The organism is Streptomyces yunnanensis (assembly GCF_029011865.1).
Taxonomy (GTDB): domain Bacteria; phylum Actinomycetota; class Actinomycetes; order Streptomycetales; family Streptomycetaceae; genus Streptomyces; species Streptomyces yunnanensis.
The window spans coordinates 933,687-950,299 of record NZ_CP095749.1 but is presented as its reverse complement, the minus strand read 5'-3'; the positions used below and the strand labels follow the sequence as shown (position 1 = coordinate 950,299).

The 16,613-nt window shown below is 71.5% G+C and carries 8 protein-coding genes and 1 pseudogene; 4 read left to right on the top strand and 5 right to left on the bottom strand.

Annotated elements, in window-relative coordinates; all coding sequences use genetic code 11:
- The first annotated feature begins 63 nt into the window (after nt 1–63).
- On the top strand, nt 64–1,047 hold the full coding sequence (locus MOV08_RS03830; protein WP_275306241.1) for a HEAT repeat domain-containing protein: 984 nt from the start codon (nt 64–66) through the stop codon (nt 1,045–1,047).
- 75 nt (nt 1,048–1,122) lie between these two features.
- Here the strand turns inward: MOV08_RS03830 and MOV08_RS03825 are convergent, their stop codons facing one another.
- Both MOV08_RS03825 and MOV08_RS03820 read right to left on the bottom strand, forming a co-directional pair.
- Nucleotides 1,123–6,549, bottom strand: a complete 5,427-nt coding sequence (locus tag MOV08_RS03825; RefSeq protein ID WP_275306240.1) for a toxin glutamine deamidase domain-containing protein — start codon at nt 6,547–6,549, stop codon at nt 1,123–1,125.
- A gap of 194 nt (nt 6,550–6,743) precedes the next feature.
- Nucleotides 6,744–7,211, bottom strand: coding sequence for a hypothetical protein (locus MOV08_RS03820; RefSeq protein WP_275306239.1), 468 nt, complete (start codon nt 7,209–7,211; stop codon nt 6,744–6,746).
- 329 nt (nt 7,212–7,540) lie between these two features.
- Between MOV08_RS03820 and MOV08_RS03815 the strand changes: the two genes are divergently transcribed.
- The 3 genes from MOV08_RS03815 (at nt 7,541) to MOV08_RS03805 (ending at nt 13,897) form a co-directional block, all read left to right on the top strand.
- Nucleotides 7,541–9,754, top strand: a complete 2,214-nt coding sequence (locus tag MOV08_RS03815) for an ArnT family glycosyltransferase (RefSeq protein WP_275306237.1) — start codon at nt 7,541–7,543, stop codon at nt 9,752–9,754.
- A 185-nt stretch (nt 9,755–9,939) separates the two neighbouring features.
- Nucleotides 9,940–12,765, top strand: a complete 2,826-nt coding sequence (locus tag MOV08_RS03810; protein WP_275306236.1) for a sensor histidine kinase — start codon at nt 9,940–9,942, stop codon at nt 12,763–12,765.
- 190 nt (nt 12,766–12,955) lie between these two features.
- Nucleotides 12,956–13,897, top strand: coding sequence for an NAD-dependent epimerase/dehydratase family protein (locus tag MOV08_RS03805; RefSeq protein WP_275306234.1), 942 nt, complete (start codon nt 12,956–12,958; stop codon nt 13,895–13,897).
- A 59-nt stretch (nt 13,898–13,956) separates the two neighbouring features.
- Here MOV08_RS03805 and MOV08_RS03800 read toward each other — a convergent pair whose 3' ends face one another.
- The 3 genes and pseudogenes from MOV08_RS03800 to MOV08_RS03790 form a co-directional block, all read right to left on the bottom strand.
- On the bottom strand, nt 13,957–15,003 hold the full coding sequence (locus MOV08_RS03800) for a methyltransferase (RefSeq protein ID WP_275306232.1): 1,047 nt from the start codon (nt 15,001–15,003) through the stop codon (nt 13,957–13,959).
- 368 nt (nt 15,004–15,371) lie between these two features.
- Nucleotides 15,372–16,022: an RraA family protein gene (locus MOV08_RS03795; RefSeq protein WP_275311689.1), complete on the bottom strand. Its 651-nt coding sequence runs from the start codon at nt 16,020–16,022 to the stop codon at nt 15,372–15,374.
- 393 nt (nt 16,023–16,415) lie between these two features.
- Nucleotides 16,416–16,589, bottom strand: a pseudogene (locus MOV08_RS03790) (MerR family transcriptional regulator); the annotation flags it as partial.
- Between the last annotated feature and the right edge of the window lie 24 nt (nt 16,590–16,613).

Genomic DNA, 16,613 nt, shown 5'->3' with positions numbered 1-16,613 from the left:
CGCACTCCGGTCTTTCCCGCGGATGGCGGAAGTCGCCCGGACCGCTCGGTTAGGGTCGGACGCATGAGTGAGGAGATCGCCGCACTGGTACGTCGTCTGGCATCCGAGAGCCGGGAGGATCGCGCGGCCGCACAGGACGCACTGACCGCTCTCGGGGCCCCGGTCGTCAAACACCTGCTGCCGCTGCTGCGCAATGAACAAACGCCGGGCAACTCGGCCGCGGAATCCTGCCTGGAAAGTCTGGGGCACGCGGCAATCGATCCGCTCCGCGAGGTGCGCGCGGAGGGTCCCGGAAGCCTGCGGAAGGCCGCGCTGCGCATGCTGGCCACGATCGGCGGCGCCGATGCCCTCAGTGACGCGGATCGGGCGGCCGTGGAGCGGTTGGTGCAGATCAAACTGCCGGACGAGGAGCCGGGTGATCTGCCCGCCGACTGCTGGATCGCGGTGCCCGAGGCGGAAATCGGCGATATCGTCCGGGCGTTGGACCTGCACGACGCCCGCCCGGTCACGACGGCCATGGGTCTGTCCGCCGCCGTCGAGCACGAGAATTCCCTCCGGCGCCCCACGGAAGACGGCGGCGTCACCACGGCATACCGGGTCTTCATCACCCCGGAATTCGACGGCTGGCGACTCATCTACGGTGCCGATTACCTCAACGACAACTGGGCGCAGATCGTGACACGGCTCAGCGCGCACTGCTGGGAAGCCCACTTCTACGCCATCGACGACTACAACGGCGCGCAAGTGTGGTGGGTTTCGGAGAACGGACACGACAAGCGCGGCTACCGCACCTACGGCGACCCGGAGTGGATCGGGGAACCGATGGAATTCGAGCGGAACTTGATGCCGGGTGGCGACGCCCATGACGACGAGGACGACGACGCCGAGCAGTACGCCGAGGGTGTCCGTGATCCGGAGGAGGTCGCTTCCTCGATCTCCATCCAGCCGACCGTGGTCGAGGTGCTCGACCGGGTCGGGCACGGCTGGCTCGCGGTGACCGACCCGGACGTCGGGCACGGCCGGTTCCGCGGCGCCCTGGACATCTGAGGGCGCCCCGAGGCGGTGCCGCCGCCGTGGCAGAAGGCCGGCGGCGGCACCCGCGGAGTGCGTCGGCGCTGCCCGCTACAGCAGACTCGGCTGAATCTTCTTCCAGGTCGAGTCCAGATGGGCGATATGCCGGTCCATTTCGCGGACCATCGCCTGCTTTTCGGGTGTCGTCATCCCGTTCTTCCGCTTGGTGAACTCCGTATCGATCATGTCCGAGAGCTTCTTGCGCTGTTCCGCTTCGCTGAGCTTGTCGACCTTGTCCTTCTCTGCCGCGATCCAATTCGCGCTCTTGCCCTCGCGGCGATCGAGCCGGTCGCTGATCTCCTTCTGTACGTCCGCGATGGACTTCTTGTCGAACTCCTTCTTCAGCTTCTTCTTCTCCGTGTCGAGCTGCTTCTTCGCCTTGACGTCTTCCGGGTCGGTTCGGTAGGTCGTGCTGTAGTACACCTTCGTGTCTTTAGGGGTCATTTCCCTCAGCACGTTCGAACACTTCGCGTGTCCCTGGCCGTTGCCGCACGGTTCACGCTCGGTGTAGAGGGCCTTCGCGCTGTATTGCGCGCCCTCTTGGTTGGCCCGTTTCAGCCACTCCATGAGGTGTTTCTCCGAGTGGCGCCCCGACACGTTCTTCTCGCCCACCGGAACCGAGGAGTCGGCAACGTAGTGGGTTTCCCGTGCGGGCGGCGGCCCTTCGACCTCCAACACCGCGTAGTTGCGGTCTGTGAAGTCCGGACTGTTCTGCTTCAGGCTCTCCGGCATCGGACCGTCGTGCTTCAGCTTGTCGAGGTACTTGTTGCCACTGTTGCGGTGCCCTCGGACACCCAGCGACTCGTCGGAGTTCTTGGCGGCACTGTCCGTCGTGCCGTCCTTGGCATCCGGCTCGTTCGGAGGACGGTACGGCTTGTCGACGTCCACCGGATTGCTGCCGACACCGTGCTGCTCGTGGAATCCCACACTGAGCCGGGTCAGGGACGAGACGACGGCGAGTTTCTCACCGCGGTCCAGGTCCTTGAATCCGGGCAGCCGCTTCTCCAGGTCGCTCTGGGTGAATTTCTGCGGTCCCTTGCCCGCGTCGGGGTCGTTGGTCTGCGGATGGCCGGAAGAGGCCCGGAGCACCCGTGCCAAACTTCCGTCGTCCGCCCAGCCGGTCAGCCGGTCGTGGACCCGGTCGAGCGGGATGCGGTGCACGTCCCGATCATTGCGGAGCTGCGCCTGGAGCTTGTCCGGAACCTTCCCGTACTCCTTGGAGTCCTTCTTCTCCGCGTCGAGGGTGTGCTTCCCCTCCTTCTCCTGCTTGGAGGTGTCGCTCGTGCCGCGATCACGCGGATCGGCGTAGGGCTCTTTACCGCTCGTCTTGCCGCTCGTCTTGCCGTCTGTCGTGCTGTCCGTCTTGCCGTCGGTCTTGTTGTCGCCCTTCCCGCCGTCCGTGCTGTTCCCGTTGTCCTTCTTCGGCTCCGCCGTGGAGCCGGTCGACTGCCTGTGATCCTGCTTGGAGGCGTTGCCGCCGCTGTTCGACGGCCCGGCGGGCGGCTGGCCGTCGAGATCCATCGGGGTATCGGGAGTGGGCTTGCCGTGCGGCGGCCCGGAGGTGGGATGCTCCGTCGTGCCGGAGCCGGTGTTCGTCCCCTGGGTCTGCGGTGCCTGCTGTGGCGGTGAATGCTGCTGCGTGGGGTCGTCGTCGACGTCCATGCGGTGGTCGTCGAGGCCCAGGGCGTCCATGTGGTCCGGGAGGGAACCGAGGGTCGCCTGGGGCGGCGACGGGGTGTCGGTGTGGGGATCGTTACCAGACTGCTGGCCCGGCTGTCCCTCCCCGTCCACCTTTATTCGGGTCCGCCGGTGGGAATCGGAGCCGGACTCGGGGGTCGAGCTGACGGACTCACCGTCGGGCGAAGGCTGTTCGCTGGCCTTGCGCTTGAGGGCGGCGGGGTCGGCCGCCGAAGGCCGGTCGTCCTTCCCGTGGTCCGGGCTCGGCGTGTCGTGCCTCCCGGTGCCGTCGCCCGTGTCGGGGGAACCGTTCGCCGCAGGGGGCGACTGGTCCGCGTGCCCAGTGTGGTCGGAGTGGTGGTCGGAGTCCGTGCCGCCGGAGTTGTGGTGCGAGTCCGTGGCGTCGGAGTCGTGGTGGGAATCGGTGGCACCGGAACCGTTGGAGGCATCCGGGGCGGGATGCAGCGGCTTCCGGTCGGCGTCCAGCGGAATGTGGAAGACGTCCGTGGCGCCCTCGGTGTTGATGGGGTGGTGACTGACCTCACCGCTCTGGGTGTCGACCCAGACGATCTTCCCGTTGTGGTTGACGGCGTTGAACGCATGACCGCCGCCGTCCGCCCAGTTGACCTGGACGATCGCCGCGGAGCCCGGCCCTGCCTTCAGCAACTCCTGGGCGATGGCATGGTGGCCGTCAGGACTGGTGCCGGCGTAGGAGTGCGGCGCCCCGGCCCAGTCGATGATGTTCTCGTTGGCCTTGGACTCCGGAGACCAGTGGTCCGGGGTCCCGTCCGGGGTCTGGTCGGGGGTCCGGGGCGCGGAGACCTGGGGGTTGCCGTACCAGGTCTCCAGGAACGAACGACTGCAGTCGGCGCAGTTGTTGGAACGGCCCGGCACGCTGGTGCCGCCGTCGTTCTGCAACTGGGCCCAGCCGGCGGTCGGATCGGGGAAGCGCTGTGGGCTGCCGTCGTCATTGCGCGGGACGGCGCTCTCCAGCGCCTGCTGGTCCACGGTGTCGGGCGGCAGCAGGCCGCCGGGGGACTCCTGGATACCGGACCGGATCTCGTCGAGGCTGGGACGGTCGTCCGGTGTGGCGGTGGCGTCGGATGGGTCAGGTGCATCAGACGCGTCAGACACGTCAGACACGTCAGATGGGTCAGACGGGTCGGGCGTGTGGGCAGTGTCGTCCTTGTTGTCCGGCGCTTGGTCGTCCTTGGGGTGCGACTCGCTGTCCGGCTGGTGCCCGTCCTCGGCCTTCTGGTCGTTGGAAGGCTTCGGGTCGTGGTTGGTGTTCGGCGACTGCGAGTCGTGGTCAGGGGTGGTGGGCGACGGCGGTGCGTCGTTGGTGTGGGGCGGTTGCTGCGTGGGCCGGGACGGACGCGGGGACGGCTGCTCGTCGTGCGGGCGCTCGGTGCGCGGAGGTTGGGCGGTGCGCGGAGGTTGGGCGGTGCTACGCGCAGGCGTGGGCCGTGGGCGCGACGACTGGTCGGCCGCGGTGGGGTTCCGCGGGTCACAGGTCGGTGTGCCGCGCGGGGGTGCGCCGCCGTTGCCGGCGGGGGAGGACGGGGCGGTCGACCGCGGGGGTGTCGTAGCGGAGGGGGATCCGCTCGCGGGAGTCCCGGCGGGAGCGCCCGTAGGCATGGTGCCGCCCATGACGACGCCGGGCTGCGGCGATTGCTGTGTGGACGGCGGCGGTGTGCCGGCCGAGCCGGGGGCATCGCCGCCTGCATGCGACGGCTGGGCGACGCCCGGCGGCGGAGGTGCCAGGGTCGCGCTCTCCGTGTGCACGGTGACCGGGCCGTCGTCCTGGGGCCGGTTGGGATCGGGCTGGTGCGGCGCACCGGACGAGGAGGGACCGGAGTACCCGTGTCCGGACGGGGCCGCATGGGGAGCGCCGCCGCCCGATGCCACTCCACCGCCCGTCGGCATGCTGGTACGGCTGCCCCCGCCGTTGCTGCTGCTGCCGTCGTCGTGCTGGGCGCCGGAGTGGTCCGGCGTCGGGGACGGGGAGGGAGATGGGTCAGGGGCTGGCGATGGCGCGTGCTGCGGTTGCGGGCTCGTATGGGTACCGGTGTCAGTGGTGCCGTCGTTCCCACTGTTGGTGACGCTGCCGCCAGTGTTGCCACTGCCGCCGTTGGGGTCGCTGATCCCGTTGCCGTGATGTTCCGGAGTGGGGGCAGCGGGGTTGGGGCTTGGGTCGGGGCTGGGGCTGGGGCTGGGGCTGGGGCTGTCTGCGTGGGCGGGAGTCGGTGCCGGTGCTGATGCAGTATCCGGCCTGCTGTCGGAGTCCGGGCGCGGGGCGGTGTTGGTGCTGGTGTCGGTGTTGCTGTCGTTGTTGCTGGTGTCGTGGGAGGTGGGTGTATCGGTGTTCGGTCGGGCGGACGAGTCCGTGTCCGGGCGTGCCGTCGAGCCCTGGCCGTGGTCCGAGCCACGGTCTGGGCCTTGGTCCGAGCCGTGCCCCGATCCCGTGTCGGGCGACGGGGCCGAGTCCGAGGACGACGGGGAAGAGGTCGCGGACGACGAGGCGTCAGGCGTGGGCGATGCCGCCTGTGCTTCCCGGTAGCCCGCGTCGAACGGCGTCAGCTGGCTCGGCGGCGGGGCGGCGGAATGCGCCGACCGGGGCGAGTTGCCGCCGTCCGGCGAGTGACCATTGCCTCCGGCCGAGGAGGAACTTCCGCCCTCGGCGGGTGAACTCCAGCCGTCGGAAGGGGAGTTCGGTGCCGTCGAGGGGTTGTTCGTGGGGGCGGAATGGCCTGCCGACGACGATCCCCCCGATGCGGGGGCCCCACCGCCCGCCGACGATCCGGCGGCCGACGTTCCGCCCGCCGACGCCCCACCCGTGGACGGCGATCCGTCGCCGCCCGATGACGATCCGTCGCCTCCCGGCGATGAACTACCGCCGTCTGACGGTGAGTTGCTACTGCTCGACGGTGAGTGGTTGCCCCCGGGCGACGACTGGCCGCCGCCCGAAGTGTCGGATCCCGAGGACGTGCTTCCGCCCCCGCTCCCGCCGCCTGCGGACTCATGTCCCGAACCGCCGGCCGAATCGCCGCCGGAGTTGTGGCCGGCGGCCGATTCCAGGCCGTTGCGGACGTGGTGGCCCGCCTTGGCGCCCGCGCCGTCGCGCAACGCCTCGGTGAACGTCTGCCCCGAGTTCTTGAGCGCGTTGACGCCTTCTTCGGCACCCTTGTTGACGGTCCGGCCGACGTCGAATCCGCTCTGCGCGCCGAAGCTCATGTTCACGGACTGTGCGATGACGTCCGAGATCATGGCCTGGAGCGCCGAGACCGCGGGCTCCTTGGCGGTTTCCAGCGCCGCGTCGAGGACCTGCTTCGCGGCCTCCTTGATGATTTTCCGGACGATCGCCCGGGTCGCCGCGGTGGCCGCCGCAACGCCGATCTCCGACAGGCCGAACGTGAACGGCGCCGCCGCCTGGGCAGCGATGATCTCCGCCGCAAGGATCGCCAATTGGGCGATCACCGCGACTTTCATGCCGATGACGAGGCCGGCGGCGACGTCCAGGGCGACGGCGATGGTCTCCGCGGCGGTCCGGGCGTCGGCGAAGTACCCGGAGCCGGAACCTCCGTTGAACTTCTCCCAGGTGGTGTTGAAGCCGTCGATCGAGTCACCGGAGTTCTGGGACACCACATTGCCGGCAGCGGTGACGCCGCGCTGCTGGAGCTCTTCCACGCCGGAGGCGAAGTTCCGCCACTGCTGGGCGGATTCCCGCAACTTGTCTTCGTCTGCCGTGGGCCAGTTGAACCCCAGCATTTCGAGGACCCACTCAAGTGCGTCCGGCAGCATTAACGACACGGTGGGGATCTCCAGGCAGGCGCGAGGTCAGGAAGAGGGGGCGGAGCGGAAAGGGGTGCGGAGGTGGACGGGAAGGGCGGCGCGAGCAGGGGCACCGCGAGGGGCGGCGGGAGGGGCGGTGCGAGGGGCGCCGTGAGGGGCGACGCGAGGGGGCGCGGGTGGCGGGGGTGAGGTGCGGTGAGTCGCTAGACGTTGGGGCTCCGGAAGCGGGCGATTGCCTGGTGCTCCGTCTCGGCGTTCGCGATGTGCTGCCTCAGCATCGAATCGTTGAAGTCCTCGTCGGCCTCGTGGTTCTTGGCCATGTTGTTCAGCCCGCCGCCGATTTCTTGGAGCTTGGAGGCGAGATGGCCCATCGATTCGTACATACCGTCTCGTAAGCCCTCATAGACGACACCGAACTTCTCGCCCAGGTCGTCGTCCCCCCACGGGGGTGTGTCGTCGCCCTCCAGGGAGGTCAGTGCGTCCTTCAACTTGTCGACGAGGCCCTGGTAGTCCTTGCTGATCTGGTCGAAATCGGCACCACCGGTGCGCAGTGACGCTATATCAGCTTTTAGGCCGTCTCCCACCAGAATCCCCAGGTAGTTCTCATGTGCATGGCCGTGAGGCCGCAACGTTGGTGGAAAGTTTAAACAGTTGACCTGGTCAATTCTCAAGGATGTCTTTGCAACAGCTTTGTTGCATGGTTCGATTCGCGCCACCCGGGTTGGGAGCTTGCATCCCCGGCGTCGATGTGCGTCCCGTCGGTGCCTCGCCGCCCGGCCGTGCGATCTGAACGTTCGCTGAACAATCGGCGGCCCGCGGATCCCCGACGCCCCTCCGGCCATCTCGCACACCGACCGGTGAGTACCACCAGGGAGGATCGTCCATGGCCAGCACGACCCCAGCCGGGAATGCGTCTCCAGTCGGGAACGCGTCCTCGGCGTTGAACGGGCCCACAGCGTTGGACGGGCCCGCAAGGGGGGAAACGTTCCCGGCGGCGAGCGTGCCGACCGGGCGGGCCGACGGCAGTCGCCTGCTCCGCCGGATCGGCGCGGCGCGCCGGACGCCGGAGCCCCGGCCGGCGTACTCCAGACCCGTGCTGCTGGCGATCCTCGTCATAGCGGGGGTGCTGTTCGCCTGGGACATCCAGCACAGCGCGTTCCACGCGTTCTACTCGGAGACCGCGCGCAGCATGTCAGAGAGCTGGCATGCCTTCCTCTTCGGCTCCTTCGACCCCGGCGGCTCGATCACCATCGACAAGCTGCCGGGCTTCCTGTGGCCGCAGGCGCTCTCCGCGCGGATCTTCGGCTTCCACCCGTGGGCGCTGACCTTGCCCCAGGTGATCGAGGGTGTGCTCAGCGTCGCCGTCCTGTACCGCGCGGTGCGTCGCTGGGCGGGCGAGAACGCCGCTCTCCTGGCGGCCGCCGCCTTCGCCCTCACCCCGGCGATCGCCGGGCTGTTCCGCACCGAGGTCGAGGACCCGGCGTTCACGCTCTGCGTCCTGCTGGCCGGCGACGCCACGTTGCGCGCGGCGCGCGGGGCCCGACTGCGTCCGTTGCTGGCCGCCGGGGTCTGGGTGGGGCTGAGCTTCCAGGCCAAGATGCTGGAGGCGTGGGCGGTGCTCCCGGCGCTCGGCCTGCTGTATGTGCTCTCGGCGCCGACGGTGCTCCGCCGACGGCTGGCGCATCTGGCGGCGGCGGGCGCGGTCTGCGTGGCGGTGTCGGCGTCGTGGGTGCTGCTGGTGACGTTCACCCCCGCCAAGGACCGCCCGTACATCGACGGCACGACCAACAACTCCGCGGTGAGCCAAGTGGTCGGCTACAACTTCCTCAACCGTTTCTCCAGCGTCAGCGTGAGCGCCAAGGACACCGGGAGCGTCGCCGTCTCCACCATGGCCGGCACCGCGCCGGCGCCGCCGACCGGACACTCCCGGCCGACCGCCGGGCAGTGGGTCAAGATGTTCGCCCCGTCGCTGGTCTCGCAGATCGGCTGGCTGTACCCGGCCGCCGCGCTCGCGGCGGTGTGCGGCGTGGTGTGGCGGCGCGGCCGGCCGCGTACGGATCCGCTGCGCGCCGGCTTCGTGCTGTGGGGGGTGTGGCTGGTCACGTACTTCCTGGTGTTCAGCGCCGGGGCGGTCGGTGGCCATACGTACTACATGGGGGTGGTGGCCGTTCCGCTGGCGGCGCTGTTCGGGGCCGGGACGGTGCAGTTCTGGCGTGCCTGGGTGCGCGGCGGCCGGGCCCGGGCGTGGGCGCTGCCGACCGTCGTGGTGAGCACGGTGGCCTGGTCGGCGGTGATCGCCGAGCTGTTCCCGACCTACCTGCCGTGGCTGGCGCCGGCCGCGGTCGTCCTGGGGGCGGGCGGCCTGGGTCTGCTGGCCTGGGGCCGTCGGGGCACCCACACCCGCCCCCGCCCGGCTTCCGGGGACGGCTCATCCGAAGGCCCCGGCTCGCCCGCAGGCACCGGATCGGCCTCCCGCCTCGGTACGGCGTCCGCTTCCGGCCCGGACTCCGGCTCCGGCAGTGACGCGGCCCGACGGCGGACGGCGGTGCTGGGGCTCGTCACGGCCCTGGTGGCGATGCTCCTGCCGTCCGCCGCCTGGGCGTCCTCGGTCCTCGACCTGACGTACGGGCACTCCGGCATGGGCTCGACCGGTCCGGTGGCCATCCGGCACCGCACCGCGGCCCACCACCCGGCAGCCCACCGGGCCCCTTCCGCCGACCCGTCCGACGGCACCACCGGTCGGACCGACGCGTCCACCGGCCACTCGCCCCGACACCCCGAGACGTCCGACGGGACGGCCCACGAGACTGCCCGCAAGACTGCTCACAAGACCTCGGACGAGAACTCGCTGAGCCCCGCCCAGCGCCGGCTCCTCGCCTACACCCGGGCCCACCAGGACGGCGCCACCTACCTGTTCGCCACCACCAGTTGGCGGGTCGCCTCGCCCTACATCCTCCACGCCGGTGCCGCGGTGCTCCCCATGGGCGGCTTCACCGGCACCGCGCCGTCACCCACCGCGTCCGGATTCCGCGACCTCGTCGCCACCGGCCAGCTGCGCTACGTCGTGCTCGGCGGTCCGGCGACCACGCCCGGCCGTGCCATCGGCCCGTGGGTGCGCGCCCACTGCGACCGCGTGCCGGGCCAGGCGTACCAGCTCTATCGCTGTGCGCCGGAGTCCGCCACGGCCGACCGGTCCGGGGCCGGGCGCCGCTGACCGGCACCCCGTTCCGGGTCAGGGTTGCGTCAACGTCGGCGCAGCGCAGCGCGGTTCCCGGCGGTGGGCGGTGACGATGCTCGCAGGACTCAAAGGAGGAGTTCGCGCGCCGGCCGGTGACAACCGCGGGGAGACGCTCCACGCGGTGCCGTCCGGCGCGCCGTGGTACTGAAGGGACGTACGTCATGGGGTGGGGCAGCGAGGGGGCCGCGGCGGATCGGCCGCGGCCCGGCAGGCTCAAGGTCTTTCTCGGGGCCGCCCCCGGTGTGGGCAAGACCTACCGGATGCTGGACGAGGGTCGGCGCCGGACCGCGCGGGGCACGGACGTGGCGGTGGCGTACGCCGAGTGCCACGGCCGCCCGGCCACCGAGGCGATGCTCGACGGGCTGGCCGTGCTGCCGCGCGCGGTCCGCAGCCATCGCGGCACCGAGTTCGGCGAACTCGACCTGGACCTGGTGCTGGAGCGGCGCCCCGAGGTGGTGCTCATCGACGAACTCGCCCACACCAACGCGCCGGGCTGCCGGCACACCAAGCGCTGGCAGGACATCGAGGAACTGCTCGGCGCCGGGATCGACGTGGTGGCCACGCTCAACATCCAGCACCTGGAGTCGCTCACCGACGTCGTCGAGAAGATCACCGGGGTGCCGCAGTACGAGACCGTGCCCGACGAGGTGGTCCGCCGCGCCGACCAGATCGAACTGGTCGACCTGCCGGCCGAGGGCCTGCGGCGCCGCATGGCGCACGGCAACATCTACCCGCCGGAGAAGATCGATGCCGCGCTGTCGCGCTACTTCCGACTCGGCAACCTCAGCGCGCTGCGGGAGTTGGCGCTGCTGTGGGTCGCCGGCCGGGTGGACGAGGCGCTGCGCAAGTACCGGCACGAGCACCGCATCGGCCCGGTGTGGGAGACGCGCGAGCGGGTGGTGGTGGCGCTCTCCGGCGGCCTGGAGGGCACGACGCTGATCCGTCGTGCCGCCCGGATAGTCAATCTCTCCCGCGCTCTCAGCTCCTCCCCGACTCTCAACTGCGTTCGAGCGGGGGGACCCCCATGCGCAGGGGGGACCCCCATCCCCGCGGGTGACCTGCTGGCCGTGCACATCACCCGCAGCGACGGCCTGGCCGGTTCCTCGCCGGCCGCGCTGGCCGACCAGCGGCAGCTCACCGAGAGCCTGGGCGGCACCTACCACGCGGTGGTCGGGGACGACGTCCCCGCCGCCCTGCTGGACTTCGCCCGCGCCCAGAACGCCACCCAACTCGTCGTCGGCGCCAGCCGTCGCGGCAGACTGCGGCGGTTCCTGGCGCCGCGCGGCGTGGGGGAGACCGTGGTCGAACTCTCCGGCGACATCGACGTCCACACCGTCGGCCACGAATACGCCGGGCAGGGGCGCACCTGGGTCATCCCCGGCAGCGGTCTGCCGCACACCCGCCGGGTGGCCGGGCCGATCGCCGGCCTGGTGCTGCCCCTGCTGCTGACCCTCGTACTGCGCGGCGTCTCGGGCCCGTTGTCGCTCAACCTCACCAGCGAGGCGCTGCTCTTCCTGCTGACCGTGCTGGGTGTGGCCTGCATCGGCGGAGTGGTCTCCGCGCTGCTCGCCTCGGTCACCACCTCGCTGCTGCTGAACTACTACTTCATCCCGCCGGTCGGCCAATTCACCTTCGCCGAGGCCAATATCGTCGTCGCCCAGGCCGCGTTCACCACCGTCGCGGTCACCGTCGCCGCCATCGTGGACCGTTCGCTGCGGCTGGGGCGGCGCGCCGCCCGGGCGACCGCGGAAGCCGAGACGCTGTCCTCGTTGGCCGGCGGCATCCTGCGCGGGGACCGGGCGGTGCCGGACCTACTGGAGCGCACCCGCGAGACCTTCGGCATGGACCGCATCGAGCTGTGCCCGCGCGACGACGTGCCGGAGCCCTGGCCGTCCACGACCGGCCGGACGGCCATGGGATCCGCACGAGCCGTCCACACCGCGGGTACCGCCGGTGACGTGGGAACCGACCACCGGACCGAGGTCGCGATAGGGGACGACAGCGTGCTGGTGTTGATCGGGCGCCGCCTGCCCGCCTCCGAGCACCGGGTGCTCACCGCCTTCGCGGCCCATCTGACCGCGGCCGTCGAACGCGCCCGGCTGGCCGAGGCCGCCGCCGAGGTCGAATCCGTCAAGGCGGCCAACCGGATGCGTACCGCACTCCTGGCCGCGGTGGGGCACGACCTGCGCACACCGTTGGCCGGCAGCTGGGCGGCGATCAGCTCGCTGCGCAGTCGCGAGGTGGACTTCTCGCCCGAGGACCGTGAGGAACTGCTCGCCACCGCCGAGGAGTCGCTCGCCAAGCTCAGCCGCCTCGTCGACAACCTCCTGGACATGAGCAGACTCCAGGCCGGTGCGCTGACCCTGCACCTGGAGCCGGTGGCGCTGGCCGACGTCCTGCCCGCCGCGCTGGACACCCTCCCCGGCTCGCCTCCACAGGCGCCCGGACGCGTCGTGGCGCGGGCGCTGGACACCGCCCCCGACGTGCTGGCGGACCCGCCCCTGCTGGAGCGCGTGGTCGCCAACCTGGTGTCCAACGCGGTGCGCCACTCGCCCGCCGGCCGCCCCGTCACGATCGGCGCCAGCGCCCTGGGCGGCCGCGTCGAAGTACGGATCATCGACCGCGGTCTCGGCATCCAACTACCCGACCGGGAGCGGGCGTTCGAGCCGTTCCAGCGCCTCGGTGACACCGACAACACCACGGGCCTCGGCCTCGGCCTGGCGCTCTCCCGCGGCCTGACCGAGGCGATGGGCGGCACCCTCACCCCGGAGGAGACCCCCGGCGGCGGCCTCACCATGGTCGTCTCCCTCCCGGCCGCCCCGGAGCCGCACCTCCCGGAATCCGAGGAGGTTCCGCCTCCGCCGGCCACCGGTGTCGCCGTCCCGCCCACGGCGGTGAGGGCGGAGAAGGTCGCCGCGGCCAGGCATGCCGTGATCGCCCGGACCGTGGGCACTGCCGGGACCGTCGGCACGGCCGACGAGGCGTGAACCGGGCGGCGGCCCTCCTGGCCGGCCCGGCCGACCGCGCAGGTCAGGAGGGTCGCCGCACGACTTGCACGCGAGGCGATTGGCCGAAAGTCGTCGTCGAGTCGATCAGGGTCGGTGGCGCGGCGCACCGGGACCACTGCGCCCCGCCCCGCCCTGACCCGCTCCAGCCGCTCCGCGCTACTGTGCGCGCGTGAGTCTTTACGTCGTCGTAGGTTTCGGTCCCGCCGGGGCGGCCACCGCTCGGCTGCTGGCCGGAGCGGGCCATGAGGTGCGGGTCGTCACCACATCGGGCCGAAGCCCGGAGCCGGGCATCGAGCACCTCGCCATGGACGCCACCGACCACGAGCGACTGACCGAGGTCGCCCGGGGCGCGGCGGCGATCTACGGCTGTGCCGCACCGCCCTACCCCCGCTGGGCGCGCGACTGGCCGCCGCTGGCCGCGTCGCTCCGCGCGGCGGCCGAGGCGACCGGGGCCGTCCTGGTCATGCTGGGCAACCTCTACGGCTACGGCCCCGTGACCGGTCCCATGACGGAGCAGCTGCCGCTCGCGGCGACCGGCCCCAAGGGACGGGTGCGGGCGGACGTTTGGGAGCAGACGCGGAAACTGCACGAGCAGGGCCGGATCACGGCGGTCGAGGTGCGGGCCTCGGACTTCTTCGGGCCCGGCGTGACCGACGGCGGACACCTGGCCGCGCGGGTCATGCCGAGACTGCTGCGCGGCAAGCCGGTCTCCGCGCTCGGGGATCCGGACGCCCCGCACAGCTGGAGCTATCTCCCCGATGTGGCCAGGGCCCTGGTGGAGGTCGCGGCCGAGGAACGTGCCTGGGGGCGGGCCTGGCACGTGCCGACGGCGCCCGCACTGTCCACCCGGGAGATGGTCGACCGCCTGGCCGCCCGGGCGGGCGTGGGGCCGGTCGCGGTGCGCGGGCTGTCGCCGGCCGTGCTCGGCATCGCGTCGCTCTTCTCCCCGCTGATCCGCGAACTCAAGGAAGTCCGCTACCAGTTCGAGCGTCCCTTCGTCGTCGACACCAGAGCGTACGAAGCCGCGTTCGCCGTGCGCGCCACCCCGGTCGACGCGCAGGTCGAGGCGACGGTGGACTGGTGGCGCGAGCGCCCGGCCACCACCGACTGACCTCGGCCCGCTGCGACAACCCCGCGACGGCGGCGGGGAGTTGACAGACCTGACAGACCCTAGGCCGCGACCGCCTCCACGATGGAAGCGAAGGTGGGCGTGGGCAGGATCCGGGTGCGGCGCAGGCCGGCCCGGGCGAAGAGGTCGTCGAGCTCCTTCGGGCCGCGTTCCTTGCCCGTCACGAGCGTCATCATCGCCACGTCCAGTGCCTTGCCCGGATGGGGGGCGTTGCCAGGGGCGGGGACGGAGTCGACGACCAGGACCTTTCCGTCCGGGGCCAGGCCGTGCCGGCAGGCGGTCAGGATGCGGACGGCCGAGGCGTCGTCCCAGTCGTGCAGCACGTGCTTGAGCACATAGACGTCACCGCCGTCCGGCACGGAGGTGAAGAAGTCACCCGGTTCGGCGCGCCAGCGGCCGGCCAGCTCCGCGGAGTCCAGCACGTGGTCCTGCACGGCCGCCGCCTGGTCCAACAGCACTCCCGACAGGCCCGGATGCCGCAGCAGGATGTGGCGCAGCAACCCGCCCCGCCCGCCGCCGACATCGACCACGGTGCCCCGCTCCGGGAACGGATAGGCGCTCGCCACCAGGTCGTCGATCGGCTCGGAGAACGCCGCCATGCCCGAGTCGAAGAGCTCCCGGGTCTTGGGGGCGCCCTGGAGGTACTCGAAGAACGGGGCGCCGAAGACCTTGGCGAAGCCCGGCGCCCCGGTGCGTATGGTCTCGTCGAGCGCCGAGGACGAACGCACGAAGATCTCGTCGGTGAGCATCAGCACCGCGTCGCGCAGCGAACCGGGCACCCCGGCGCGCAGGAACTGGGCGGTCGGCGTCAGATGGAATGCGCCGTTGTCGTCCTCGCGGAAGACCTCGCGCGAGGCGAGGTAACGCAGAGCGCGGCGGAGGAAGACGGCGTCGGTGCCGGTGAGCCGGGCGAGTTCGGCGGCGGTGCGGGGGCCGCCGGCCAGATGGTCGGCCAGGTGGTGGAGGGCGGCGGTCCGTAACGCCGCGGAGTACAGGTGCCCCAGCGACTGTTCGATCAGATGGGCCGCCCCCGCGTGCGCCGCGGCACCGGTGAGGTCGGGGTGGTCGGTCGGGTTCGGGGTGTTCACCGTCAGCCTCCGGGCAGATGGGTCGGTGAGTCGGGCAGGTGCCCCTTCACTCTTGCCGCGTCCTCCCGCCTCCGGCACCGCCCAGGTATGGATCTTCGTCTCGGCCTTCCGGCCTAGGGCTTCCCGACATGCCGGCCCAGGGTTCGCGAGGGGAACCGTGTGGTCGATCGGCGGCGGTGTCCGGGAACGGCAGGACCGCCCCCGTCAGCAACGGGGATTCGAGAATGACGCAGCGCGTGGCGCTCGGCAAGACTGCCAGGCGGGCCGTGGGTGCGGGCCGGGCCGTCCCCCGCCGCGGCACTGCGTCGAGGGGCATGCCGCTCCGAACGGACCGGTGCCGCCCGCCGGTACGGGCGGGCACGGCCCAGTCAGCCGACGAACCCCCCGTCCCGCAGGATCTCGTCGATACGGGTGCGGTGCGCCAACTCCCAGGCGTCGAGGGACTCCTCGGCCTCCTTGGCCAGTTTCGCCCGGGCGGCGCCGAGGGCCTCCTCCTGCCGCGCTCGGGGCACCACGACAACGCCCTCCTCGTCCGCGACCACCATGTCGCCGGCGGACACGTCCACCCCACCGCACCGCACATCGACGTTGAGCGGCTCAACGGCCTTCTTGCTCCCGGGGAACGGGATCACGCCGCGGGCGAAGACGGGGAACCCCGTCGCGCGAACCTCCGCGAGGTCGCGGATCAGCCCGTCGGTCACGAACGCCGCGACTCCCCGGCGCTGGGCCACGGCGCAGACGTTGCCGCCGGCCAGCGCGTGGTCCAGGTCGCCCGATTCGACGACGATGACCGAACCCGGTGCCGCGCGGTGGATGGCCGCGTGCAGCATGAGGTTGTCGCCGGGCGGGCAGCGCACCGTGAACGCCGGCCCGGCGACCCGCGGCACCGTGGACCACAGGGGTCGGATGCCGACGTCCATGACCTGCCCGCGGCCCAGGACGTCCGCGAGCGTGGTCGGCGAGATCTCCCGGAAGGCGTTGGGGGTGGCCGCGGGGGAACCGGCGTGGTCGTCGGTCATGCTCTTCCTCCGTTCGGGCGGGCTGCGGCGCACGGTAGCACCGGCGCGGAGCGCGTCCGTCGGGCCGTGGACCGGCAGCCCGGGCCAGACGTCCGCCCCGCCCGCCGCACCGCGGTCCGGCCGCCGCCGAGGAGGACTGTTGCGGAGCCCGCCCAGCGCCTCGTTCACGGCATGGTCGAGTTCCGTGCGCAGCGGCGTGCATTCGCGGACCGGATCGGCCTTCGGGCAGGTCAGCAGGTGGGCGAGGAGGCGTTGGGCGGCCTGCAGATGAGTCATCCGGTCCTTGATCGCCGCGATCGAGGCGGTCAGTACCGCACGGCCCGATGGGCGGCCGTCGGTCGGACCGTCGCTGATCAGCGCGGCGGTGTCGGCCAGGCTGACCAGTCCGCGGTGGTGCAGCCGTTGGACGAGGGCGAGCCGGCGCAGTTCGGCGTGGCCGTAGTAGCGCACGTTCCCCCGGCGTTCGGCCGCCGGGAGGAGCCCCAGGTCGTCGTAGTAACGCAGCGTGGACACCGGCACGTTGAAACAGCGGGCGGCCTGACTGATCGAGTAGCGCTCGTCTCCCATGAGCTCATGGTGCGCCCGATGTTG

Excerpts from the sequence above, each read along its gene's own strand:
- MOV08_RS03810 (WP_275306236.1), top strand. The coding sequence starts at position 9,940 with ATGGGGTGGGGCAGCGAGGGGGCCGCGGCGGATCGGCCGCGGCCCGGC.
- MOV08_RS03825 (WP_275306240.1), bottom strand. The coding sequence starts at position 6,549 with ATGCTGCCGGACGCACTTGAGTGGGTCCTCGAAATGCTGGGGTTCAAC.
- MOV08_RS03830 (WP_275306241.1), top strand. The coding sequence starts at position 64 with ATGAGTGAGGAGATCGCCGCACTGGTACGTCGTCTGGCATCCGAGAGC.
- MOV08_RS03795 (WP_275311689.1), bottom strand. The coding sequence starts at position 16,022 with ATGACCGACGACCACGCCGGTTCCCCCGCGGCCACCCCCAACGCCTTC.